Source organism: Chryseobacterium sp. FH2 (assembly GCF_001045455.1).
Classification (GTDB): domain Bacteria; phylum Bacteroidota; class Bacteroidia; order Flavobacteriales; family Weeksellaceae; genus Chryseobacterium.
The window spans coordinates 236585-260617 of sequence record NZ_LFNE01000005.1 but is presented as its reverse complement, the minus strand read 5'-3'; the positions used below and the strand labels follow the sequence as shown (position 1 = coordinate 260617).

The following is a 24033-nucleotide window of genomic DNA, read 5'->3' as shown; positions in this document are numbered from 1 at the left end:
GATAAAAAATGAAAAATATTAAATATTTAATTATAGGTTTAGTTTCTTTAGGCATTATGAGTTCTTGCGAAAGAGACTTAGAACAAACTTCTCCTCAAAAAGTAGCAACTATAGATGCTTTTAAAACTGTTAGCGGATTTCAAGCTGGAATTAATGCAGCATATGATGCAATGAAAAATAGTGGATATTTTGCAGGAGATACTAATCAACTTGCTATTCCCGATGAAATATCTGATAATTTGGTTATTAGTCCATTAGGAAGACAAACTAATTTTCTTGCATATAACTGGAATTTTAATGGAGGAGTAGGGTCTGTAACTAATTTATTTATATATGGTTATAAAGCAATTAGTTATGCTAATTTGCCAATGTTATATATTAATAATTTACCCGATGGTGCTGATAAAAATGATATCATGGCGCAAGCTAGAGGTATTAGAGCAATGATACATTTTGATTTAGTCCGTGCATATTGTAAAATTCCAACTCAAAGTAGTGATGCAAATTCATCAATGGGTATTGATTATGTTGATACCTATGAACCTATGGGGACTTCTTTTGGTCGAAAATTAACTGTTGCTCAAGTATATGATAAAATTATTGATGACTTAACTTTTGCAGCTAATAATATAGGGAATTCAACAGATAAAGGAAGGCTTACTAAACCTGCAATTCTTGGTATGTTATCGAGAGTTTATTTATATAAAGGAGATTATCAGAATACTGTAAATTATGGACAACAATCGATTTCAATGTCTTCAAGCGTTGGCTCTTTGTCTAATTTCCCTTTAGTTTGGTCTTCTAATAATACAGATGGAGTTTTGTTTAAAGTTTTAAATTCTGCAAACGAAGCGGTTACTACTGGTACAGTATATCAACAAGGTGCTACTGCTACAGGAGGTAATATCAGAGCCGAATATGTAGTGCCTAAATCTGTTTATGAGTTATTTACTCCAACTGATGTTAGAAAATCTGCATATATGAGACAAAGTACCTATGTTTCAGGAGTTAACAGTCTTACAGCTAATTCTGTTGTTAAATATGCTACAAACACAGCAGAAACCTCATCTTTAAATATTATAGAAATTAAGTATTTAAGAACTGCGGAAGTTTATTTAAATGTTGCAGAAGCGGCATATAAAATTGGAAACGAGACTTTAGCAAATACTTTGCTTAATACGCTTAAAAAGCAAAGATATGCAGGTTATACAGATGTGACTTTAAGTGGAACTAATTTATGGAATGAGATAATGCTTCAAAGGAGATTAGAACTTGCATTTGAAATGGACAGATTTTACACTTTAAAACGTTTAGCTTTAGGTCTTCAAAGGACAGGAGAAGGAGCCAGAGCAGATGGTACGGGGACACCTGCTAGTACTCAAACTATAGCAGCTTCAAGTTATTTATGGCAATGGCCAATACCTGTAACTTCAATTAATAATGACCCAAATTTGCCACAAAACCCTGGTTATTAATAATCAAAAATAATCTATAATAAAACCCTGCTCTAAGCAGGGTTTTTTATTTCCTTTTATTTCTTATTTTTGCTTTACAAAAAAGAATAATGAAGTATATACTTTTTATAATAACTTTCTTCGGATTCATAGCTAATGCTCAGGTAGTTAATAAAACAGACTCAAATACACTTGAAAAAAAGCTTGCAGCAAAAGATACCTTGGTCATAGACTCCGGAAAGAAAGATTCCTTAAAAATATTTAAACCAACAATTAATGATTATCAGTATCAGACACAGTTTTCAGAGAAGAAGGTATTTGATACTGTTATGACTTTTGATAAAACATTTATTTTTACACAATATAATAACAAAGACAATTTTGGTAGAGTACAATTTGCTAATGTTGGTTCAGGATTTAATCCTTTGTCTTTTGAAATTAATGCCGAACAAAACTTAGGCTTACTTCCCACGAATAAATCTTACGGAATTTTAGGAATTAATGACATTCAGTATTATGATGTGAAAACGCCGACAGCAACTTTTGTTTATCATAATACAATGAAAAACGGGGCGGCTTTAAAATCAACTTATACTCAAAATATTGGTAAACGATTCAACTTTGCGGTAGAATATATGGGGCTTCGTTCACAGGGGCTTTATCGGAATTCATTAGCTGCCAATAATAATACACTTTTCTCTGGGCATTATGTCTCTAAAAGTGGAAATTATGAGGCCTTTGCCCATTATTTACATCAGAATGTAAACAATCAGGAAAACGGAGGGATTGTTGAAGATGATCTTTTCCAGTCCGGGGATAGTAATTCGAGTAACAGGCAAAATGTACAGGTGAATTTGGCATCTTCAAGTTCGCAGTTTTCATATAGAAGATATTATTTAAGCCATCAGTTCACTCCTTTTAATTCTGAAAAATTTCCTTTCAGAATAAGACATACGATTTTTCACCAGGGAAATAAATATTTTTATAGTCAGAATGCTTTAGAATCCTACTGGTATACAGACCCCGCAGAATTGGTTAACGGGTATAATTTAGGAACTCAGAAATTTTCTAATAATTTGAGTAATACGGTAAGCTTAGTTTTTGATAATGAAAAATTTAAATTAGATGCGGGAGTGCGATATCAGATGCTGGAATTTGGATTAGAAAATGGAATTACTTTAAATGATTTAACCTATCCGACAAAACTTAAAGAAAACAGGATCGGTGCTGTCGGAAATTTACAAATCAAGCTTTTTGATAAAGTTCAGGTAAATTCATTCTTAGAGTTTTCAAAGGGAAATGAATTTGGAAATTATTTAAAAACAACAAATAATTTAAAATTTGAGCCTGTTAAGGATTATTTTGTAAATGCTAAAGTGAATTTCCAAAGTACTTATCCAAGCTTTAATTATCTTTTAAATACATCTATCTATAATAAATACAATTATTACTTACAGAATGCAAAGAATCAGTCTATCATGGAAATTGGAGGAGATATTAATCTGAAATGGTTTCAGACTAAATTATTTGCCAATTATTTTAGAATTGATAATTATACATATTTTGATAGTGACGCAAAGCCTCAACAAAGTGAAAGTTCATTAGATATTTCTCAAATTGGAGGTGATGCCACATTCAGCTATGGAAGTTTTCATCTGAATACAAGATTGCAGTTCCAAAATGCTTTGACAAATAAGGAATTGTACCCAATGCCAAGTTTCATCGGTAGGGCAAATATTTTTTATCAAGGAAAATGGTTTAAAAAAGCGGCCGAAGTGCAAACCGGAATCAAGGTCTATTATTTCTCAAAATTTGCATCGAGAGATTATTTTCCCATCATCAACGAATATATTTTACCCAATGCAAATTCATTCTCGATTGGCGGACAACCGATTGTTGATGTTTATTTTAATATGAAAGTGAAAAAAATGTTCTTCTTTATAGAAGGACAGCAGGTTGGAACAGTTCTTTCAAATAACAAAGCTTATGCATTTCCACATTATCCGGTTTATGATTTTAGATTAAATATCGGAATTGTGTGGTATATGTTCAACTAAAAGTAGAATCAGGTTGAAAACAATAAATAAAATATCATTTAACGATATAGAAAATATACCTCAATTGGTAAAAGATTTTTTAAACCAACATATCGAGGGATTTGAAGAAACTACATTTTCTTTAGATAATTTTAAAAAACAAATTCATTTAAAGCAAAATTCTTTTACTTTACAGCAAAGAGAGGTTCTGTTTAATGCATTTCAAAAACAACTTTCATATCTTAAGCTTTCATCGAAGCAGGAAGAGAATATAGAAAGCTTACAGCAACCCAATACATTTACAATTACGACAGGACATCAGCTGAACCTGTTCTCAGGGCCGGTTTTCTTTGTATACAAGATTTTACAAACGATAAAAACCTGTACTTACTTAAAAGGATATTTTCCGGATTTTAATTTTGTTCCGGTATATTGGATGGCTTCAGAAGATCATGATTTTGCTGAAATTAATCATTTTAAAACAGAGGATAACTATTACGAAATTAGCGGAAAACAGGGTGGTGCAGTTGGAAAAATTCAAATCAACGATACATTTTTCATCTCTGAATTTGAAAAAGAATTCAAGGATTCTATTTTCGGGACAGAATTGATTTTAATGCTCAAAGAAGCTTATAAAGTTGGAAATACGCTTACGGATGCGATCCGGATTTTGGTAAACAGACTCTTCTCGGAATTTGGACTTCTGATGCTTGACGGAGATTCAAAAGAGCTTAAAAATCAAATTAAGCAAACCTTCAAGGATGAGCTTCTTAATTTTAGTTTATATAAAACCTCAAAACAAAAAGTTGACTTCCTTACTGAGAAGTATGGAAAAGTTCAGGTAAATCCTCGAGAGATTAATCTATTCTATTTATCTGAAACAAGAGACAGGATTGATTTTGACGGACAAAAATATATTGTTATTGATAAAAATATTCAATTCACCAAGGAAGAAATCTTAAATGAATTGGAAAATCACCCTGAAAAATTCAGTCCGAATGCTTTGATGCGACCTGTTTACCAGGAAACGGTGTTGCCAAATTTGGCGTATATCGGAGGGAATGCCGAAATTATGTACTGGCTGGAACTAAAAGATTATTTCACCAAGATAAATATTCCTTTTCCAATTTTGATTCCGCGAAATTCAATGTTATTTTTAAAGAAGAAAACTTTAGGAAAAATAGAAAAACTGGATCTGAAAATTGACGATTTCTTTCAGAATTTTACAACAATTACCAATAATAAAATTTTAGACGATAATGTCATATTGAAATTATTAAACGAAAAAGAAAACCTTTTACTTAACAATTTTTCGGAACTAAAATCAATCGCCGAAACTACCGAAAAATCTTTTGGAAATATGGTGAAAGCTGAAGAAATACGGCAATTAAAGTCTTTTAAAAGATTAAAAAAGCGTCTTCTTCACGCAGAAAAAATAAAACAAAGCGAATTATTGGAAAGGCTGGAGAATTTATTTTTAGATGTACATCCCTATAAAAACTGGCAGGAAAGGGTTTATAATTTTAGTGTATTCTTTGCGGATTATGGATATTCATGGCTTGAAAATTGTTTGGAACAAATGGTAGTTCAAGAATCAAAATTAATAATTATTGCCATTTAATTTTAAAGGAGTATTTTTGTAAATTATAATTATCGACTATGATAAAAAGGTTTTTTATTCTATCCAGTTTATGTATGGTTTTGGGTGTATCTGCTCAGAAATCGCACACCGTTGCAAAAGGAGATAATCCTTACAATATTGCAAAAAAATACGGGATGACTGTAGATGAATTGCTGAAACTGAACCCTAAGTTTAAAGACGGCAAACTGGCGATTGGAGATGTTTTGAGTGTAAAAAGTGACAAAGCGGTAACTTCAGCTCCGAAAACTGCTGTTGCTGAAAATACAAAACCAGTTAATAGTTCTCAAGTAGGGAAAATTGTTTTACAGCCTAAGCAAACAGTGTATGGTATCACAAAACAATACAGGATTTCTGAGTCTGATTTAAGAAAATTAAATCCCGAGTTAGATTCTCATATGAAAATAGGAGATGAGATTACATTACCTCTTGAAAGTATTAAAAAATATGGTGGCGAACAGGCTTCCGTAGCCATTACAACTACAAAACCCGTAGAGACGGCAGTTGTTGAAACTCCGGCTTCTGTTGCGGATGGAGAAAATTATGTAATCCAATCAAAAGATAATTATTATAGGATTTCAAAACAATTCAATATCACTCAGCAAGAACTTTTTGCATTAAATCCAGGATTGGAAGCAAAAGGATTGAAGCCTGGTGAAGCTATTAAGATAAAGAAATCAAATACAGATAATAATACCCTAGCTGAAGCTCCTTCAAATTCAAAAGCAAAAGTAGATTCAGGAAATGAGAGATCTTCCGTAGTTTCGGCAAATCTTGCCGCAGATGATTATGTGACATATACAGTCCAACAAGGAGATACCGTTTTTTCAATTGTTAATAAATATGGAATTACAATTGACGAATTAATTGCTCTGAACCCTGATTTATCTCACGGTTTAAAAACAGGAATGGTTTTAAAAATTAAAAAACTTGATCCTGCTTATGTAAAGAAGAGCGGTGATGCGCTGAGCGTTGTTTTAATGCTGCCTTTCGGGTACAGTACAAACGAAACTCAATACAGAGCCATGGCAATGGATTTCCTGACAGGTGCTAAGCTTGCGATCGAGAGAAATGCCAGAAACGGTCAAAAACTTGAGGTGAAAATTGTTGATTCAGGAAATGAAGCGACATTTAAAAATTCATTGACACAACTAAACCCTAATAATACGGATTTGATTATAGGGCCGTTCTTCAAGTCTAACGTCATTGATGTTCTAGACTTTACAAAAAATCAAAAAATCCCGATTGTAGCACCATTTGCCAACTCTCCGGAATTATATAATTACAGTAATCTGATTATTATTGAAACAAACGATCAGACGTATGCTGATAAAATTGTTGATGAAGTAAAATCCACCTATTCTGACCAAAAAATCTATATCGTTGCAGACAGCAAAAAAGACAATGCAAATTATATCAAAGCCAGTCTTGAAAAAACACTTAAGAATCCAACGGTGACTATTGTAAATTCTCCTGCGGATATTCAGCTTGATCAAAATATGATGACAGGTCAATCTGCTCCTGTGATTGCCATTTTAGCAAATGCTAATGACAGCGTTGGAGATGCTTTTGCTAATAAATTGATTGCTTTATCCAAAGAAGTTCAGGGTATAAAAGCTTTCAGCATGTACTATTCTCCGGTTTTTGAGAAAAAAATAGACGATTTGAGCCAGGCAAATTTAGTTTACCTGATGGACAGAAAGATCAATACTGACGGAAGTTTTGAAAAAGAAATTTTAGCAGCTTACAAAGGTAAATACTGCAAAACACCTCCGAAATATGCGATTGTAGGCTTTGATGTTGTAAATGACATGCTAACAAGAGAAAATAAAAAAGGAGAAATCTTTAAACAAATGAATAAAGTTCAGACTCAGTTGGCTACAAAATTTGAGTTTGTAAAACCTAAGGCAAACGGAGCTTATGTAAATACAGGTTACCGTGTAATTAGATTGGTGCCTTAAGTGATTTTGTTGTTTTTAAAGAATATTATTAACGTTATATTTATATTTGCAAAATATTTTAAATTAATACATGAAAGCACTTGTATTTCCTGGGCAGGGTTCTCAGTTCGTAGGAATGGGAAAGGAATTGTATGATTCTAGAAAAGACATTAAGGACTTGATGGAATCTGCCAACGAAATTTTAGGGTTTGATATCCTTTCCATTATGTTTAACGGAACGGATGAAGATCTTAAAAAAACGGAGGTTACCCAGCCTTCAATTTTTATACATTCAGTAGCTGCTCTTAAAGCAGTGAACGGTCTTGGAGCTGAAATGGTTGCGGGACATTCTTTAGGAGAATTTTCGGCGTTGGTTGCTAATGGAGTTTTATCTTTTGATGATGGTCTGAAATTGGTTTCCGAAAGAGCAAAAGCTATGCAGGATGCTTGTAATGCTAATCCAAGCTCTATGGCTGCAATTTTAGGACTGGAAGACGCTAAAGTTGAGGAAATTTGTGCTCAAATCAGCGGAATTGTAGTTCCAGCAAATTATAACTGTCCCGGACAGTTAGTAATTTCAGGTGAAACAGTTGCTGTTGAAGAGGCTTGCGTAAAGTTGAAAGAAGCAGGAGCAAAAAGAGCATTGTTACTGCCTGTAAACGGAGCATTTCATTCTCCATTGATGCAGCCTGCACAAGAGAGACTGGCTGCTGCGATTGAAAAAACAAAATTCAGAAAAGCGACGATTCCTGTTTATCAGAATATCACGACGACTGCAATTATAAATCCTGAAGAAATCAAACAAAATCTTATCGCACAATTGACAGGTCCTGTGAAATGGACACAATCTGTTCAAAATATGATTAAAGACGGAGCGGATAACTTTGTAGAAGTAGGACCTGGAAAAACGCTTCAGGGGTTAATCAAAAAAATTGATCCTTCTGTAAATGTTGCATCTGCAATCTAATTAAACAAATATGGGCGAGATATTTTCACCGGGAAAGCTTATGCTTACTTCAGAATATTTCGCAATAGACGGAGCTCTTGTCCTGGCGGTACCTACCAAACTGGGACAAGAGTTTTCTTTTGAAGAAAACGAAGATGAGAAATCCCTGATTTTTTGGGAGGCCTATCATCAAAATAAATTATGGTTAAAAGCTGTCATTGATTACAAAAACTGGCAGATTCTGGAAACTAATATTCTTTCAAGTGCTGAATTTATTTTAAAAACCTTAAAAAACGTTCAGTTACTTTCTATAGCTAAATTCAGAAATAATTTTACTTATCATTTAAAAACAAATCTTCAGTTTCCTGCAGATTATGGCCTGGGAAGCAGTTCAACTTTGATGAATAATCTTGCGGAGTGGGCTGAAGTTGATCCTTTTCATTTGAATTCTCTCAGTTTGGGAGGAAGTGGTTATGATATTGCAGTTGCAAAAGAGAAATCAGCCGTTCTTTTTCAGAGCAGGCCTGAGATAAAATATGAGAAGATAAATTTTAATCCTTCCTTTAAAAATGAGCTCATTTTTATTCATCTAAATCAAAAGCAGGATAGCCGTGAAGGAATTAATTTTTACAGGTCTAAAATGAAGTCTCAAAAACTAGTAGATGAATTTTCGGATCTTACAAGAAATATTTTGCTATGTAACGAATTGGAAAATTTTTCTGAGCTAATGTTAATTCATGAGCAAAAAATATCAGATTTTCTTGAAATTCCTACAGTTAAAACTAAATTTTTCTCAGATTGTCCTGTTTTTGTAAAAAGTTTGGGAGCCTGGGGTGGAGATTTTGTCATGACCTCAAAATTTGATGGCTTTAAGGACTATTTTTGGGGAAAAGGTTTTCATACTGTTTTCCAGTGGAATGAAATAATACGTTGATTTTCAAATTCTTATAGGGCTTATTTTTTATTTGTCATTCTGACTTATATCATTATATTTAACCACCTTTAACAATTAATTAATATTTAATTTTGTTGAACCCAAAAAAGAAATAGAAAATATAAGTAAAATGAAACACGCTAAAATCATCCAAGATTTAGAAAAATTAGGGATTAAAGGAAATTACGAAGTCGTCTATAATCCTTCTTACGAAGAATTATACCAGGCTGAAGTTGCTCCTGAAAATCAGGGCTTTGAGAAAGCTGAGCTTACAGAATCTGGGGCAGTATCGGTAAAAACAGGAATTTTCACAGGTCGTTCTCCTAAAGACAGGTATATAGTTCAGGATGATGTTACAAGAGAAACAATTTTCTGGGATGGTAAAGTAAATTTACCTACGACAACAGAAATTTTCCAGTCTTGTAAAGATTTAGTGCTGAACCAACTTTCTACATCTAAGAAAATTTATGTAGTAGATGCTTTTTGTGGAACAAATGCAGATACAAGATTAAAAGTAAGGTTCATCGTTGAAGTAGCGTGGCAGGCGCATTTCGTTACTAATATGTTTATCCGTCCTTCTCACTACGAGCTGGAAAACTTCGGAGAACCTGATTTTACAGTAATCAACGGTTCTAAAACAACAAACCCGAACTGGGAAACTCAAGGATTGAATTCTGAAAACTTCGTAATGTTTAACCTTACTGAGAAACTTCAGATTATCGGAGGTACCTGGTATGGGGGAGAAATGAAAAAAGGGATGTTTGCAATGATGAATTATTACCTTCCGTTGAAGGGTATGGCTTCTATGCACTGCTCTGCAAACGTAGGTGAAGAAGGAGATGTTGCCCTTTTCTTTGGTCTTTCAGGAACGGGAAAAACTACTTTGTCAGCTGACCCAAAAAGATATTTGATTGGTGATGATGAACATGGTTGGGATAACAATGGTGTATTCAACTATGAGGGTGGCTGCTATGCAAAAGTTATTGATCTTTCTGAGGAAAAAGAACCGGATATTTTCAGGGCAATCAAAAGAGATGCACTTCTTGAAAATGTAGTGGTAAATAATGGAGTAGCTGATTATGCAGATGGATCAATTACTGAAAACACGAGAGTTTCTTACCCTATTTATCATATCAATAAGATCGTTTTGCCTTCAAAAGCAGGACACGCAAAGAAAATTGTCTACCTTTCTGCTGATGCTTTCGGAGTATTGCCACCGGTTTCAGTTTTAGATGAAAATCAGGCTCAATATCACTTCCTTTGCGGATATACTTCAAAATTAGCGGGAACTGAAAGAGGAATCACAGAACCTGAACCGTCTTTCTCTCCTGCATTCGGAGAAGCGTTTCTGACTTTACACCCAACCATGTATTCTAAAACATTAATTGGTAAAATGAAAGAACACGGAGCAAAAGCATATTTGGTGAATACAGGCTGGAATGGTACTGGGAAGAGAATTTCTTTGAAGGATACAAGAGCTATCATTGATGCAATCATTGACGGTTCTATCGAAGATGCTCCAAAAACTAGAATTCCAATTATGAACTTAGAAGTTCCTACTGAATTGCCAAACGTTTCTGAAGGTATTCTGGATCCAAGAAATACTTACAATAACGCTTCTGAGTGGGAAGAGAAAGCTAAAGATTTAGCTTCAAGATATATTAAGAACTTTGATCAATATTGTAATACAGAAGAGGGCAAGAAGCTTATTGCCTCTGGTCCTCAGTTGCAGGAGCAAACAACTAACTAAATAAAAAATCCTCATCAAAACGATGGGGATTTTTATTTCCTATTTATACCTACAGATTTCACAGATTATAATGAAATATTTGTAAAAGCTGTGAAATTTATTTTAAACTTAAGATTGCCAGTCTATACCCATTCATTCCGAAACCGCATAAAACAGCATCAGTATTTGCTGCAGTGACAGATCTTTGCCGAAATTCTTCTCTTTTGTAAATATTACTAATATGAATTTCTATTTTTTGCTTCTGAATATTCTTTAAACAATCAGCAATAGCATAAGAGTAGTGTGTAAAAGCTCCGGGGTTAATCACCAAGGCTTCAAAATCGTCTTCCTGAATCCTGTTAATAATTTCTCCTTCAATATTTGACTGGTAATATTTTAATTCATGAAATGGAAATTCAGATTTTAAATTCTCTAAATAATTTTCCATAGAAACTGTTCCGTAAATTTCAGGTTCTCTGGTTCCGAGTAAATTTAAATTTGGGCCGTTGATGATAAGAACTTTCATTGAAAATAATTTATTCAAAGATAATATTTTTTAAACACTGCTTTTGCTATTGTTTTTGAGATTTCGCTGGAAATATTCTGAAGGCGTAATTCCTTCAATTTGTTTGAAAACCCTATTGAATGTCGATTGGTTCGAAAATCCGGCCTCTGTATAAACATACATCAACGTGGTTTTCTGAAAATCAACTTCGTTAAACAACTTTTTTACATAGTTTATTCTATAAGTATTAAGATAGTTGTTGAAATTTGGAAAACCCTTATACCGAATAGCTTTGGATATATAAGTACTATTAACTTCCAACGCAACGCTCAATGCTGAAAGATTAAATTTAACGTCTTTAAAAAGCATATTTGCTGTCATAGATTCTTCTATTTTGGAGAAAAGCTTTTCCATATTTTCATTGTCGGCATCATTATCCTCTGACATAAACTCTGTGACAGTTATTTTCTCTTTTTGTATTGATTCGGTTTGGCTGAATTCAGATAATATTTCAAGTTTTTTGATTTTATCTTTATAATATATTAGCAAGGTAACTACTAATATATTTGACGTAATCAGAATAGTGTCTGTGAATATTACTTCTTTTTGAGTGTGTTTGGGAAAATCGATTTGCAGATTATTGGCAATAATATAGCCGATTATAATGATAAACAGAATATAAAATGTATAAGCCAATACTTCTTTTTTGGTAAAAAAGATATAGGCTCCTAATGGAATAGGTAATAACCAGCAAAAACTTGCAACGGAATTATTCCAAAAAGCAAGCATTACATAAAAATTATATAAAGGCGCTAGGATTAAATACAAATGAACAATTGTATTGGTAGGAAATCTTTTCCGCATTAGTGAATAACTGTAGCCTATAAAAATCAGCCCGGCAGTTAAATACCAAGACATCACTTTATCATGAATATAGAAAGTAAAAATACCGGCATAAATTCCTAAGATACTAATCATAAGAATGACATACCTGTCCATCAGTTCATGTTTTAATTTTTCTATTTGTTCATGTTTTGAGCTCATTTGTGTGTTTAAGTAGATTTATTTTAAATAAAACGTAATGAATTCCTGAAAATGACTTTATTAACTGCTTGATTTTTAAATTGATAATTTAATATAAATCATTTTCGGGATTATCATTTATCTGACTCTTTTTTGATTTATCAACAAAAATAATTTTGCAAAATAGTTTTTAAATAAAAATATTTCAAATGAATGTTTTCTTTTCTTTGAAAATAATCATGATTTAACATGAATTAAATTCCTTTTTTTCATTTTACAAAATTATAGAAAAAAATGTAAAGTATTTAAGGGCTTTTTGTTGCAAACAGAATTGATATTTGATAAAAGAAACATGATAATGAAATATAAGATTTTAAAAGAAAAATATAAGAGATGAGAAATGAGATCGTTGAGATTCTAAAAACATAAATGATAATTCCTGAGAGGTATTCACCCTCAAAACCCTCTTTTGATGTTAACTTTTTTAAACAATTATTATGAAGAAAATTATTTTATTAATTACAAGTTTAGCTTTTGTATCAGCGTATACGCAAGTTGGGATTAATACAGCTAATCCTCAAGGCATTTTTCATGTAGATGGATCAAGAGATAATGCTGTGACAGGAGTCTCAACTGCATTACAGCAGTCTAACGATTTTGTTGTTACTTCGAATGGAAGTGTAGGTATTGGGACAAATACACCAAATGCATCTGCAATTCTCGATATCAATGTAGATGGTTTACCGTCGGGTAATAAAAAAGGGTTTCTTGGTCCTAAGGTTGCTTTGACTTCTCAAACGGACCAGGTGACTATACCTTCACCTGCAACGGGACTATTGGTTTATAATTTAGGAACCGGCGGACTTACCTACAACGGTTATGTTTTTTGGAATGGAACGGAATGGAGAACATTTAACAATGGTTCATTAGCGCCTGGAACTTTAGGAAGCATTACTTGTAACGCAATTACGCTTTCTCCAAGTACGTATACAGCAGGAGTTCCTTTTACGGGTGCGATGAATGTTCCTTACACAGGAGGAAATGGAGGGGTGTATCCGGCTCAGACTATTGGTCCTGTAAATGGGCTTACCGCAACTTTATCTGCAGGAAATTTTAATTCCGGTTCAGGGACACTTAGCTATACAATTTCAGGAACGCCCACTGTGACAAGCCCTGTTTCTACAACTTTTCCGTTAACAATCGGGGGACAAACTTGTAGTGCGACCATTGGAGCAGGTGATGGAATTTCCCCAGGGGATTTGGTGTTTTATCATTCATCTATTCCTCGTAAAACATCGTCATTTCTATTAAGTCAATATCTTACAGATTTGCCTGTGCTGAATAATACATTTAGAATTGATGCTTTCATAACTTCCCCGGGAGCATTTGATGGAACCGGTGCAAGTACAAATATGGATCCTCGTCTTTATAATATTACAGCTTCGAATGCGAAAGTCTGGGTTTCTGAAGTGTCAACTCATACGGGAGATTCACACGGAGCAAACCTATTAATTTTGCCAAATAATTATGCTCAGTTTGATGATGGTGTTTACCTAACCCAAGGAAGAAATGAGACAGTAACTTTTGATGTAACCACGGCTGATAACAAATGGTACAGGGTTTATTATGTACTGCGTATTGATAATAAATCTATTGCCACAGGTAATGGAAATGGCAATACAACCTCGGATCCTTCTACTGCGGATAATACCTTGGAAGTTTATATTTCTATTCAGCGATTATATTAATTATTTAGATATTATTATAAATATTTTTTAAGAGTTGTCTGTAAAAGGCAGCTCTTTTTAGGGTTTTGTTAATTGCATTATTTTTAATGATATTTCTCATATTTAAAAAATTGATAATTTTTATAACTCCTTATTTTGGTGGTTTTTAAAATAAATTTAACTTAATTCTCATAAAATTATAATCAAAAATTTTAAAGTCTACTTGTTTTGTAGACTAATTGTTTTTAGCTTTGCATCCATATTTCGATCGGCTTATAAAGAAAGATGGAGGGAACTGACCCTGTGAAATCTTAACAACCTGCAAATCGCAAGGTGTTACATTCAGCCTCAAAAAAGGAAAGATAAGCAATAGGTTAATCATATTTATTGATGCCCTTTGTTGTCTTTTTTATAAGGGCTGATGTTTAAATTAATGTTAAACAAAATTGATTATGATTAGCAAAAATTCATTTAATTTTAAAATTTGGATTCCGCCAGTCGCTGTGTTTTTCTTAGGAATTGCTAATGTGAAGGGGCAGGAAGCAAAAAAAGATACACTTCATGAAAAAGAGATTGATGAGGTGGTGATTGTAGCATACGGTAAAGCTAAAAAAAACAGTTACACAGGTTCTGTGGCAACAATTTCGAGTGAGAAAATCAACAACAGGCCTGTTACCAATATTACAAAAGCATTGGAAGGTCAGGTTCCTGGGCTTCAGGCGGTAAGTTCTTCCGGGCAGCCTGGTTCTGTGGCCTCTGTTCGTATCCGTGGAATAGGCTCTTTAAGTGCTTCAAGTGATCCTTTGTATGTCGTAGACGGACTTCCTTTTGACGGAAATATCAATACCATCAGCCCAAACGATATTGAATCTATTAGTGTCCTGAAAGATGCTACTGCCAGTGCTTTGTACGGTTCAAGAGGGGCAAACGGGGTTATCATTGTTACGACAAAATCAGGTAAAAAAGGAGAGTCCAGAATTAATTTTAATATCAGTCAGGGATTCTCCTCGAGAGCAGTAAAAGATTATGCCCAGGTAAGTACAGACCAGTATTTCGAATTGTATTGGGAAGCGATGAGAAACGGATTTGTTGCTAACAACATTGCGGCTCAGCAGGCAGCTCAGATGGCGACAGATGGTTTAGTGAATGCTTTGGGAATTAATCCATACGGAGCCAATTTTCCTAAACCGGTAGGAACAGACGGAAAATTACTGCCGGGTGCAAACGCTCTGTGGAATGATAACTGGGCAGATGTTCTTCAGCGTGTTGCTTCCAGAAATCAGGTAGATTTGGATGTTAGTGGCGGAAGTGAGAAAAGCAATTACTATTTTTCATTAGGCTATTTGGATGATAAAGGAATTGCGATTGAGTCTGGGTTCAAAAAATACAGTACGAGGTTAAAATTAAATTCTGAAGTTAAAAAATGGCTGAACGTTGGGGCCAATTTAAGCTATACGAACAGTATCCAATTGGCACCGCCTTCTTCTGATTCCAGTTCGGAGAATATTATTAATGTGGGGCGAAGTATTCCTTCATTTTATCCTTACTATGAAAGAAACGCAGATGGAAGCTATAAACTGGATGCCGGTGGGAACTATATTTATGACTTCGGAAAATACAGGCCGACAAACGCTTTACAAAATCAGAATTTAGCGGCAACCTTACCTTTAGATAAAAATGAAAACAGAGAAGATAACTTTTCAGGAAAAGGATTTGCAGAATTTACATTTTTGCCTGAATTAAAATTTAAAACGAGTTTTTCTGTTGATTTGGTGAATTATAACGGTCATTATTACACAAATCCATTGCTTGGTGAAGGCACGGAAATTGGCGGGGCAGTAACGAGAACTAATTCCAGAACACTTTCTTATACAACGAGTAATATTTTGACCTATGATAAGAAATTTGGGCTGCATCATATCAACCTTTTGGCTGGGCAAGAATTTTATCATTATGAGTATCAGACGATTTCGGGTAACAGAACTCAGTTTTCACTTCCGTATTATTATGAACCGGATGCGGCTGCTCTGTTAGGAGGTTTCACGGGAAACAGTGATAAATTGGGACTTCTAAGTTTCTTAGGCAAAGCGGAATATGATTATCAAAATAAATATTTCGTTTCAGGATCGGTAAGATCTGACGCTTCTTCCAGATTTTCACCGGAAAAAAGATGGGGAGCTTTCTGGTCAGTCGGTGGTTCTTGGAAAGCTTCCAATGAAGATTTTATCAAGGATTTAAATTTCTTCAATCAACTGACACTGCGTGCAAGTTATGGAGGCCAGGGAAATGATAAGCTTAAAACATATTACGCATATCAAAGTTTATATAAATTTTACAATAATCTAGGTGAGCCGGGAACCGTTGCAAGCAATCTTCCGACACCCGATTTGAAATGGGAGACAAATCTCAATTTAAATTTAGGTCTTGAATTCACAATTCTTAATAATAGAATTAAAGGAAATATAGAATATTTCAAGCGCCAAAGTCAGGATTTACTGTTTGAAATGCCGATGGCTCCTTCTTTAGGATTTACAGGGTTTCAGGCAAATATCGGAACATTACAAAATACAGGTTTTGAATTTTCATTATTCACAACACCGTTTAAAACACAAGATTTTGAATGGAATGTCGATGTGAATTTAAGCACTTTAAGCAATAAAATCACAAAATTGCCACAAACATCTATTATCAGTGGAACAAAACTTTTAACTGTAGGAGGTTCAGTATATGATTTTTACCTTCCGACTTGGGCTGGAGTAGATCCCGATAACGGAAAGCCACTTTGGAAAACCGTAACGACAGATGCAAACGGACAAACAGTAGAAGGTACAACTTCGGAATATGCTAAAGCTACGAGGGAAATTCAAGGTTCGGCACTCCCGAAATTGGTTGGAGGAATTACAACGAGCGTTAATTATAAGAATTTTGACTTATCGGCATTATTATCCTTCAGGATTGGCGGTAAAGTGCTAGATACAGATTACACCGCAATTATGTCAAGCGGAAATCTTGCCGGAAGGTCGTGGAGCGCTGAAATGCTTAACAGGTGGACTCCTGAAAACCCTTATACAAATGTTCCGGCATTGAGCACAACTACGAATAACTGGACATCAACCTCATCAAGATTTTTATATTCTGCAACCTATGCAAGATTAAAAAATCTAAGTATCGGTTATACACTTCCATCCGATTATTTTGCAAAATTAGGCTTGAAAAAATTCAGAATTTATGTACAGGGGGAAAACTTATTGACTTTCTACAAGCATAAAGGAATGGATCCGGAACAAACATTAGACGGAACGACTTATTACAGATATCCGGCGATGAGAACGGTAACTTTTGGACTTCAGGCTACTCTTTAAACCATTTTAAATGAAAACAATGAAAAAAATAAAATATTTATCCTTTGCTTTATTCGCTGCTTTATCTTTGGTAAGTTGTGAAAGTGATTTGGAAACGGCTCCAACTAATCAGGCGAATGAAGAAGAAGTTTTTAAAACTGCTGATAATGCGGAAACGGTAATTAATGGAACTTGGGCGAAATTTAATGATGATGGAACAACGTATGCCAACATCGGTTACTCAACGGTTTTGAGAACGAGTGATGCGATGGGAAGCGATGTAGCGGTTTTGACCAATAAATATGGATTTCCGAATGCTTATGCTTTCACAGATTTAGTGAATAATACGGGAAGCCGACCGCTTTTTATTTGGAGCTTATTATATTCTACAATCAACAATATGAATAATGTTATTGCAAGAATAGATGCTACTGAAGGAAGTCAGGAAAAGAAAAATCAGGTGAAAGGTCAGGCAAAAACATTACGTGCTTTTTGTTATCTGAATTTGGCGAGTTTTTATCAGTTTAGTTATTTAAAAGATAAAACGGCTTTAACGGCACCAATTTATACAGAACCGACAACCACTAATTCTAAGCCGAACAAAAGAGCAAGTTTGGAAGAAATCTATACTTTGATTAAAAGTGATTTGACAGATGCTGATCAATTGCTTCAAAATTATACAAGAAACAATAAAGATAAAATTGATAAAGCTGTTGTAAACGGACTTTTAGCAAGAACATATCTGAATACAGGAGAATGGGCAAAAGCTGCAACTGCTGCAAAAGCTGCGAGAGCGGGATATCCTTTGATGACTGCCGAAAAATATAAGGAAGGCTTCAATGATATCAGCAACGGAGAATGGATTTGGGGACACGGGCAAACGCAGGAACAGTCGAGTGAGAGTTATGCTTTCCACTTTTTAGATGTTTCGTCTTCGGGAAGTTATTATTACAGCTTTATGGCAGATCCTTATTTTAAAGATTTGTTTGATACGAATGATATTCGATATTCTTTATTTTCTTGGGACGGACTTCCGGGCAGGGAAGGGCTTCTGAGATATGCTAAGTTCAAATTTAAAGCCAATTTAATTGCCGATATCGTCTATATGAGAGCAGCCGAAATGTATTTAATTGAAGCTGAAGCTGAAGCAAGAAACGGAAATATAACCAATGCAGTAGCCGTTTTGAATGAACTGAAATCAGCTAGAAATGCCAATCTTTATATCGGTTCTTTGACTCAGGAAAATGTAGTTAAAGAAGTTTTAATTGAAAGAAGAAAAGAATTGTTCGGAGAAGGATTTTCTTTGTCGGACATTATCAGAACGCAGGGAACTGTGGTAAGGAAACCTTATACCAATTCAATCGGACAGGCAATTCAGGTGCAGATCACTACTCCTGATGGAACCGTCAAAAGTGTAAACGGAAGAGGTCATACAATTTATGCTTTTCCTGACCAGTCTGCTTTTGCTCCGAATAGTAGATATTATTTGTTTTCTATTCCGCAGAAGGAGGTGGAGAATAATCCGAATTTGTAAAAATAGCCTTTGCAATTGCAAAGGCTATTTTTTATGGTACCTTCTAATGAACTCCCAATTGACGAGAATTATATCTGAGATCATGAATACTTGTATTAGAAGTGCAATTGATGAGTAATAGTAGCAAAAATCCAATATTGTTTTTCATAGTTATATTAATTTCATTATTTTGTTTAATAGATAAATTGTTTATTCTGGGGGTATCTAACTTACCAATAATGAAAATTTTATTAAAACAGAATTTTTCAAAATATTAAAAATTAAATTACATTTATAAAAATATTCTACCTTTGTCCCAATGAACCTATTCAGATTTCTTTTAGCATTCTATTTTATGGCATTATCAGTAGCGCCGTGTGCGGATGTGCATAAAGAATCAGGTTCAAATAAAATAGAATTAACCGAAAATATTCAAGAATCTCACTCGAAAGATAAAGGTGATATATGTTCACCGCTTTGTGCCTGCAATTGTTGTCAGATGGCCGTTACAGCTTTCAAAATGGAACCTTTCATAAAAATTCCTGAGCAGATTCAAACCTATTTTTCAAAGAAAATTCTTTTTCAAAAGAAAAATTTCGCATATCAGGTTTACGACCATATCTGGCAACCTCCTAAGATTTAATTACTGATTTTTAGTATTACATGAAGCTTTGCAATATCGTTGCAGGGATTTTCATGATATTTTGCATTTCATTTTTGGATGAAATGGAAGTGTATTTTAAAAAATCAATAGATTGTCTCTCTGGCTTTGCATCTTTGCTGGGTATAGCAACTCTGCAAATTAAAAAACAGTTGGTAAAAACTTTTGCAGACTTTTCCTAAAAATCAGGGCAGATAATCACAAATTAAATCTCAATTTGTGTTAGATAAAATTATAAAATTCAGTATTAAAAACAAGATTGTCATTGGAATAATGACCTTGTTACTCATCATCTGGGGAGTATGGAGTGCCACAAAACTTCCCATTGATGCTGTACCTGATATTACAAACAATCAGGTTCAAATCATTACCGTTTGTCCTACTTTGGCAGGACAGGAAGTTGAACAACTGGTGACTTTTCCGATTGAGCAAAGCATTGCTAATGTTCCTGATATAGAAGAAACCAGAAGTGTTTCACGTTTTGGGTTGTCAGTAATTACCGTTGTTTTTAAAGATAAAGTCGATGTTTATTTTGCCCGTCAATTAATCAATGAAAGATTAAAACAGGCTGAAGAAAATATCCCAAAAGGGATCGGAATTCCTGAACTGGCGCCTGTCAGTACAGGTTTGGGAGAAGTCTATCAGTATATTTTACATCCTAAAAAAGGAAGTGAAAAAAAATATAACGCAAAAGACCTTCGAACGATGCAGGACTGGATTGTTGCCCGGCAGTTGTACGGAACAGAAGGAGTGGCTGAGGTCAACAGTTTTGGAGGAGAATTAAAACAATATGAAGTTGCCGTTAATCCCAATCAGTTAAAAGCAATGGGAGTCAGTATTTCTGATATATTTTTAGCGTTAGAAAAGAATAATCAAAATACAGGAGGAGCTTATATTGATAAAAAGCCGAATGCTTACTTTATCCGTGGAATTGGCCTGGTGACATCTTTGGAAGATGTGAAGAATATCGCAGTAAAAAATTCAGGAACTATCCCGGTTTTCATTAAAGATGTTGCAGATGTTCGTTTCGGAAATGCAACGAGATACGGAGCCATGACGTATAATGGACAAACGGATGCTGTTGGTGGTGTTGTAATGATGTTAAAAGGTGCAAACAGTAATGATGTTGTCAATAGAATTAAAGAAAAAATACCGACTATTCAGAAATCTCTTCCTGAAGATATTGTTATTGAACCGTTTTTAGACAGAACAGATTTGGTTGGCCGTGCTATTGGAACGGTGGAGAGAAACTTAATAGAAGGAGCCTTGATTGTCATCTTTGTTTTAGTCCTGTTTCTCGGCAATTTCAGAGCGGGATTGATTGTTGCATCAGCAATTCCATTGTCACTTTTATTCGCGTTGGGAATGATGAATGTGTTTGGAGTAAGTGCCAATTTAATGAGCTTGGGAGCGATTGATTTTGGATTAATTGTCGACGGAGCCGTTATTATTGTTGAGGCTACTTTGCATCATTTAGGATTAAGAAAATCTATGCAGAAGCTCTCGCAAAGCGAAATGGATGAAGAAGTTTTCTTATCGGCATCAAAAATCCGTGGAAGCGCAGCATTCGGAGAAATTATTATTTTAATTGTCTACATTCCGATTCTTACCCTCGCTGGAATTGAAGGAAAAATGTTCTCTCCAATGGCCAAAACAGTAAGTTTTGCCATTCTTGGAGCATTAATTCTTTCGCTTACTTACATTCCGATGATGTGCGCGCTTTTTCTTTCAAAAAAGAGTTCACATAAAGAAAATTTTTCTGATAAAATGATGATTAGACTGCAAAAAACCTATCAACCTTTATTGCAAAAAGCGATTAAGGTTAAATACATCATTGTTGCCGTTACAGTTGTTTTATTTTCTATATCAGCATTGATTTTCAGTAGAATGGGAGGGGAATTTATTCCTCAGTTACAGGAAGGTGATTTTGCATTTCATTGTATTTTACCACAGGGAAGTTCTTTAAGCCAGAGTATCGAAACTTCAATGCAGGCCTCCAGAATTATCAAGCAGTTTGATGAGGTAAAAATGGTGGTTGGAAAAACAGGTTCTGCGGAAGTTCCCACTGACCCGATGCCGCCTGAGGCCACCGATTTAATCATTGTTTTAAAGCCACAGAAAGAATGGAAATCAAAAAAACCATACACGGAATTAGCAGAAGAAATTACAGAAAAACTGGAATTAATTCCCGGTGTATTCTTTGAAGCAAATCAACCGATTCAGATGCGTTTTAATGAATTGATGACGGGCATCCGACAAGATGTTGCCGTTAAAATTTTTGGTGAAAATATGGATTCCCTGTCTGTATATGTCGATAAAGTAAGTAAGGTGATTCAGAATGTAGAGGGAGCTACTTCTCCTCAGGTTGAAAGAGTAGGAGGTTTGCCACAGATTAATGTAACGTATGACCGAACGAGAATTGCTAATTATGGCTTACATGTAGAAGATGTCAATGATGTGTTGAGTACTGCATTTGCCGGAAAAATAGCCGGGCAGATTTTTGAAAATGAAAGACGTTTTGATTTGGTGGTGCGATTGGACAGCCTTTACAGAACAGATATTGAGGATGTCAACAATTTAATGGTTCCAACAGATACAGGGATTCAGGTTCCTCTGTCCCAAGTTGCTAATATTGAGTATAAATTAGGTCCCGCTCAAATCAGCCGTGAGGCTGGGAAACGCAGAATAGTTGTTGGTTTTAATGTAAAAGGAAGAGATGTAGAGAGTGTAGTGAAAGATATTCAACGAAGATTAGAAAAAGAGGTAAAGCTTCCGCCCGGATATTACTTCACTTATGGAGGGCAGTTTGAAAATTTAAAAGAAGCAAGCCAACGTTTGATGATTGCAGTCCCGATATCGCTTTTATTGATTTTTATGTTGCTGTATTTTACATTTCATTCGTTTAAACAGGCGATTTTAATATTTACAGCGATTCCGATGAGTGCGATTGGTGGTGTTTTTGCGCTTTTGCTAAGAGGAATGCCTTTCAGTATAAGCGCTGGAGTAGGATTTATTGCATTGTTCGGAGTGGCGGTTCTTAATGGAATTGTATTGATCGGAACATTCAACCAATTGGAAAAAGAAGGTGTTTCCGATGTGTTAAAAAGAGTCATTGAAGGGACAAAAACCAGACTTCGACCTGTTTTAATGACAGCAACCGTAGCATCTTTGGGATTTTTACCGATGGCGGTAAGTACAAGCGCTGGAGCGGAAGTTCAGAAACCTTTGGCGACGGTGGTTATCGGCGGTCTGGTTTCAGCAACTTTCCTTACATTATTTGTATTGCCAATGTTGTACATCATTTTTAATCCTAAAATTAATTTGAAAAATAAACTTCTCAGAAAACCTTTAACAGTCGTTGTTTTGACAGTTTTTTTATGTTTAAGTCAAAATATTAAAGCACAGAATTCAAGAGAGATTTCTTTGAGTGAAGCGATAGAGCTGATGCAGAAAAATAATCCGTCTATTAAGTCAAAAGATTTAAATATTCAATCTTCGGAAGTACTACAGCCTACGGCAAAAGAGCTCCCGAAATTAGATTTTAGTGCGCAATTGGGACAATATAACAGTCCGAAATTTGACCAGTCGTTTGCTATTTCTCAAAGTATCCCGTTTCCGACTTTGTTTAAAGCCAGAAAAGAACTGATTCAGTCAGAAATTAAAAGTAAAAAATTGGAAAGAGAGCTGACTGCAAACGAATTGATAAAACAGGTCAGAAGTTATTTTTATCAGATTGAATATCTGCAGTATAATCAAACCAAACTTCAATATTTAGACAGTTTATATGGCGATTTTATAAGAATTGCAACAGTAAGATTCAAAGCCGGAGATATTAAAAAAATTGAAATCAATACAGCAGAAACCAGGAAAGGGGAAGTCAATTTACTGTTTGAGCAAAATAAAGTCTATTTGGAGAATGCCTATAAAAATTTGAAGGGTTTATTAAATGTTAATGAGGAAATTTCAATTCCGTTTTCTCAGAACTATGAGCCTTTAAAAGCCGAACACCTGTTGGACAGTACAACAGTTGCCAACCATCCTTCCATTCGGGTTTTTAAGCAAAATATGGAAGTGCTGGAAAAAAATAAAAATGTTGAAAAAGCTCAAGGTTTGCCCGACTTCAGCATTGGCTACACCAGTCAATCTTTAATTGGTTTCCACACCTTGAGAGGACAGGAAAGATATTACGGAGCAGGAGACAGATTCAATTCTATAAGTGTCGGAGTCGCAATTCCTTTGACTTTTGGAGCGACGAAAGCCAAAATTAAATCTTTGGAGTTACAAAGGCAAATGGAAGAGAGCAATGCCCAATTTCAGCAGCAGCAATTGGATATTCAACTAAGAAATTCGTTGAATCAATACCAACAGGATGTTCAGCAGTATCATTATTATCTGAATCAGGCGGTTCCTAATGCCAAAAGTATCGCTAAAGCAGCTCAGTTAGGCTATAAAACGGGTGAAATTTCTTATGTGGAATATTTATTTGCCTTACAGACAGCTACGGATATTGAACTAAAGTATCTGCAGTCTATTCAACAGGTGAACCAGACGGTTATCAACATCAACTCTTTAATTAATCAATAAA

Annotated in this window: 14 protein-coding genes and 1 riboswitch; of the genes, 12 read left to right on the top strand and 2 right to left on the bottom strand. The window is 34.6% G+C overall.

From position 1 onward, the window contains the following. The first annotated feature begins 8 nt into the window (after positions 1 to 8). The 7 genes from ACM39_RS10270 (at position 9) to pckA (ending at position 10699) form a co-directional block, all read left to right on the top strand. The gene (locus ACM39_RS10270; RefSeq protein WP_048510935.1) at positions 9 to 1475 is read left to right on the top strand and encodes a RagB/SusD family nutrient uptake outer membrane protein; all 1467 of its coding nucleotides are present in this window, start codon (positions 9 to 11) and stop codon (positions 1473 to 1475) included. A gap of 89 nt (positions 1476 to 1564) precedes the next feature. Beyond that, complete coding sequence (locus ACM39_RS10265; RefSeq protein ID WP_048510934.1) at positions 1565 to 3511, top strand: putative porin; 1947 nt, start codon at positions 1565 to 1567, stop codon at positions 3509 to 3511. Positions 3512 to 3524: 13 nt separating this feature from the next. Next, positions 3525 to 5111 (top strand): bacillithiol biosynthesis cysteine-adding enzyme BshC, encoded by a 1587-nt coding sequence (gene bshC / locus ACM39_RS10260; protein WP_048510933.1) that lies wholly within the window; start codon positions 3525 to 3527, stop codon positions 5109 to 5111. 38 nt (positions 5112 to 5149) lie between these two features. Beyond that, positions 5150 to 7090, top strand: coding sequence for a LysM peptidoglycan-binding domain-containing protein (locus tag ACM39_RS10255; RefSeq protein WP_048510932.1), 1941 nt, complete (start codon positions 5150 to 5152; stop codon positions 7088 to 7090). A 70-nt stretch (positions 7091 to 7160) separates the two neighbouring features. Beyond that, positions 7161 to 8036 (top strand): ACP S-malonyltransferase, encoded by an 876-nt coding sequence (gene fabD / locus ACM39_RS10250; RefSeq protein WP_048510931.1) that lies wholly within the window; start codon positions 7161 to 7163, stop codon positions 8034 to 8036. Positions 8037 to 8046: 10 nt separating this feature from the next. Continuing rightward, positions 8047 to 8949 carry a GYDIA family GHMP kinase gene (locus tag ACM39_RS10245; protein ID WP_048510930.1) on the top strand — a complete coding sequence of 301 codons (903 nt, stop codon included), beginning with the start codon at positions 8047 to 8049 and terminating at the stop codon, positions 8947 to 8949. A 130-nt stretch (positions 8950 to 9079) separates the two neighbouring features. Continuing rightward, on the top strand, positions 9080 to 10699 hold the full coding sequence (gene pckA, locus ACM39_RS10240) for a phosphoenolpyruvate carboxykinase (ATP) (protein ID WP_048510929.1): 1620 nt from the start codon (positions 9080 to 9082) through the stop codon (positions 10697 to 10699). Positions 10700 to 10796: 97 nt separating this feature from the next. Here pckA and ACM39_RS10235 read toward each other — a convergent pair whose 3' ends face one another. Both ACM39_RS10235 and ACM39_RS10230 read right to left on the bottom strand, forming a co-directional pair. Next, positions 10797 to 11204 carry a type II 3-dehydroquinate dehydratase gene (locus ACM39_RS10235; protein WP_048510928.1) on the bottom strand — a complete coding sequence of 136 codons (408 nt, stop codon included), beginning with the start codon at positions 11202 to 11204 and terminating at the stop codon, positions 10797 to 10799. A gap of 30 nt (positions 11205 to 11234) precedes the next feature. Next, complete coding sequence (locus tag ACM39_RS10230; RefSeq protein ID WP_048510927.1) at positions 11235 to 12227, bottom strand: helix-turn-helix domain-containing protein; 993 nt, start codon at positions 12225 to 12227, stop codon at positions 11235 to 11237. A 476-nt stretch (positions 12228 to 12703) separates the two neighbouring features. Here ACM39_RS10230 and ACM39_RS10225 point away from each other — a divergent pair, with 476 nt between their 5' ends. From ACM39_RS10225 to ACM39_RS10205, 5 genes are all read left to right on the top strand, one after another. Beyond that, positions 12704 to 13954 carry a hypothetical protein gene (locus ACM39_RS10225; RefSeq protein WP_048510926.1) on the top strand — a complete coding sequence of 417 codons (1251 nt, stop codon included), beginning with the start codon at positions 12704 to 12706 and terminating at the stop codon, positions 13952 to 13954. 249 nt (positions 13955 to 14203) lie between these two features. Further along, positions 14204 to 14302, top strand: a riboswitch (SAM riboswitch). A gap of 83 nt (positions 14303 to 14385) precedes the next feature. Beyond that, positions 14386 to 17295 carry a SusC/RagA family TonB-linked outer membrane protein gene (locus ACM39_RS10220; RefSeq protein WP_048510925.1) on the top strand — a complete coding sequence of 970 codons (2910 nt, stop codon included), beginning with the start codon at positions 14386 to 14388 and terminating at the stop codon, positions 17293 to 17295. 19 nt (positions 17296 to 17314) lie between these two features. Beyond that, a complete protein-coding gene (locus tag ACM39_RS10215; protein WP_048511010.1) occupies positions 17315 to 18808 on the top strand; it encodes a RagB/SusD family nutrient uptake outer membrane protein in 1494 nt (497 codons plus the stop codon). A gap of 298 nt (positions 18809 to 19106) precedes the next feature. Beyond that, positions 19107 to 19430 (top strand): DUF6660 family protein, encoded by a 324-nt coding sequence (locus ACM39_RS10210; RefSeq protein ID WP_048510924.1) that lies wholly within the window; start codon positions 19107 to 19109, stop codon positions 19428 to 19430. Positions 19431 to 19667: 237 nt separating this feature from the next. Next, positions 19668 to 24032 (top strand): CusA/CzcA family heavy metal efflux RND transporter, encoded by a 4365-nt coding sequence (locus tag ACM39_RS10205; RefSeq protein WP_082140566.1) that lies wholly within the window; start codon positions 19668 to 19670, stop codon positions 24030 to 24032. Position 24033: the final 1 nt, after the last annotated feature.

What these genes read in the sequence shown, in the direction of transcription:
- ACM39_RS10245 (WP_048510930.1), top strand. Translation starts at nt 8,047, where the DNA reads ATGGGCGAGATATTTTCACCGGGAAAGCTTATGCTTACTTCAGAATAT.
- ACM39_RS10225 (WP_048510926.1), top strand. Translation starts at nt 12,704, where the DNA reads ATGAAGAAAATTATTTTATTAATTACAAGTTTAGCTTTTGTATCAGCG.
- ACM39_RS10265 (WP_048510934.1), top strand. Translation starts at nt 1,565, where the DNA reads ATGAAGTATATACTTTTTATAATAACTTTCTTCGGATTCATAGCTAAT.
- fabD (WP_048510931.1), top strand. Translation starts at nt 7,161, where the DNA reads ATGAAAGCACTTGTATTTCCTGGGCAGGGTTCTCAGTTCGTAGGAATG.
- ACM39_RS10210 (WP_048510924.1), top strand. Translation starts at nt 19,107, where the DNA reads ATGAACCTATTCAGATTTCTTTTAGCATTCTATTTTATGGCATTATCA.
- ACM39_RS10270 (WP_048510935.1), top strand. Translation starts at nt 9, where the DNA reads ATGAAAAATATTAAATATTTAATTATAGGTTTAGTTTCTTTAGGCATT.
- ACM39_RS10255 (WP_048510932.1), top strand. Translation starts at nt 5,150, where the DNA reads ATGATAAAAAGGTTTTTTATTCTATCCAGTTTATGTATGGTTTTGGGT.
- ACM39_RS10220 (WP_048510925.1), top strand. Translation starts at nt 14,386, where the DNA reads ATGATTAGCAAAAATTCATTTAATTTTAAAATTTGGATTCCGCCAGTC.
- pckA (WP_048510929.1), top strand. Translation starts at nt 9,080, where the DNA reads ATGAAACACGCTAAAATCATCCAAGATTTAGAAAAATTAGGGATTAAA.
- ACM39_RS10230 (WP_048510927.1), bottom strand. Translation starts at nt 12,227, where the DNA reads ATGAGCTCAAAACATGAACAAATAGAAAAATTAAAACATGAACTGATG.
- ACM39_RS10235 (WP_048510928.1), bottom strand. Translation starts at nt 11,204, where the DNA reads ATGAAAGTTCTTATCATCAACGGCCCAAATTTAAATTTACTCGGAACC.
- ACM39_RS10215 (WP_048511010.1), top strand. Translation starts at nt 17,315, where the DNA reads ATGAAAAAAATAAAATATTTATCCTTTGCTTTATTCGCTGCTTTATCT.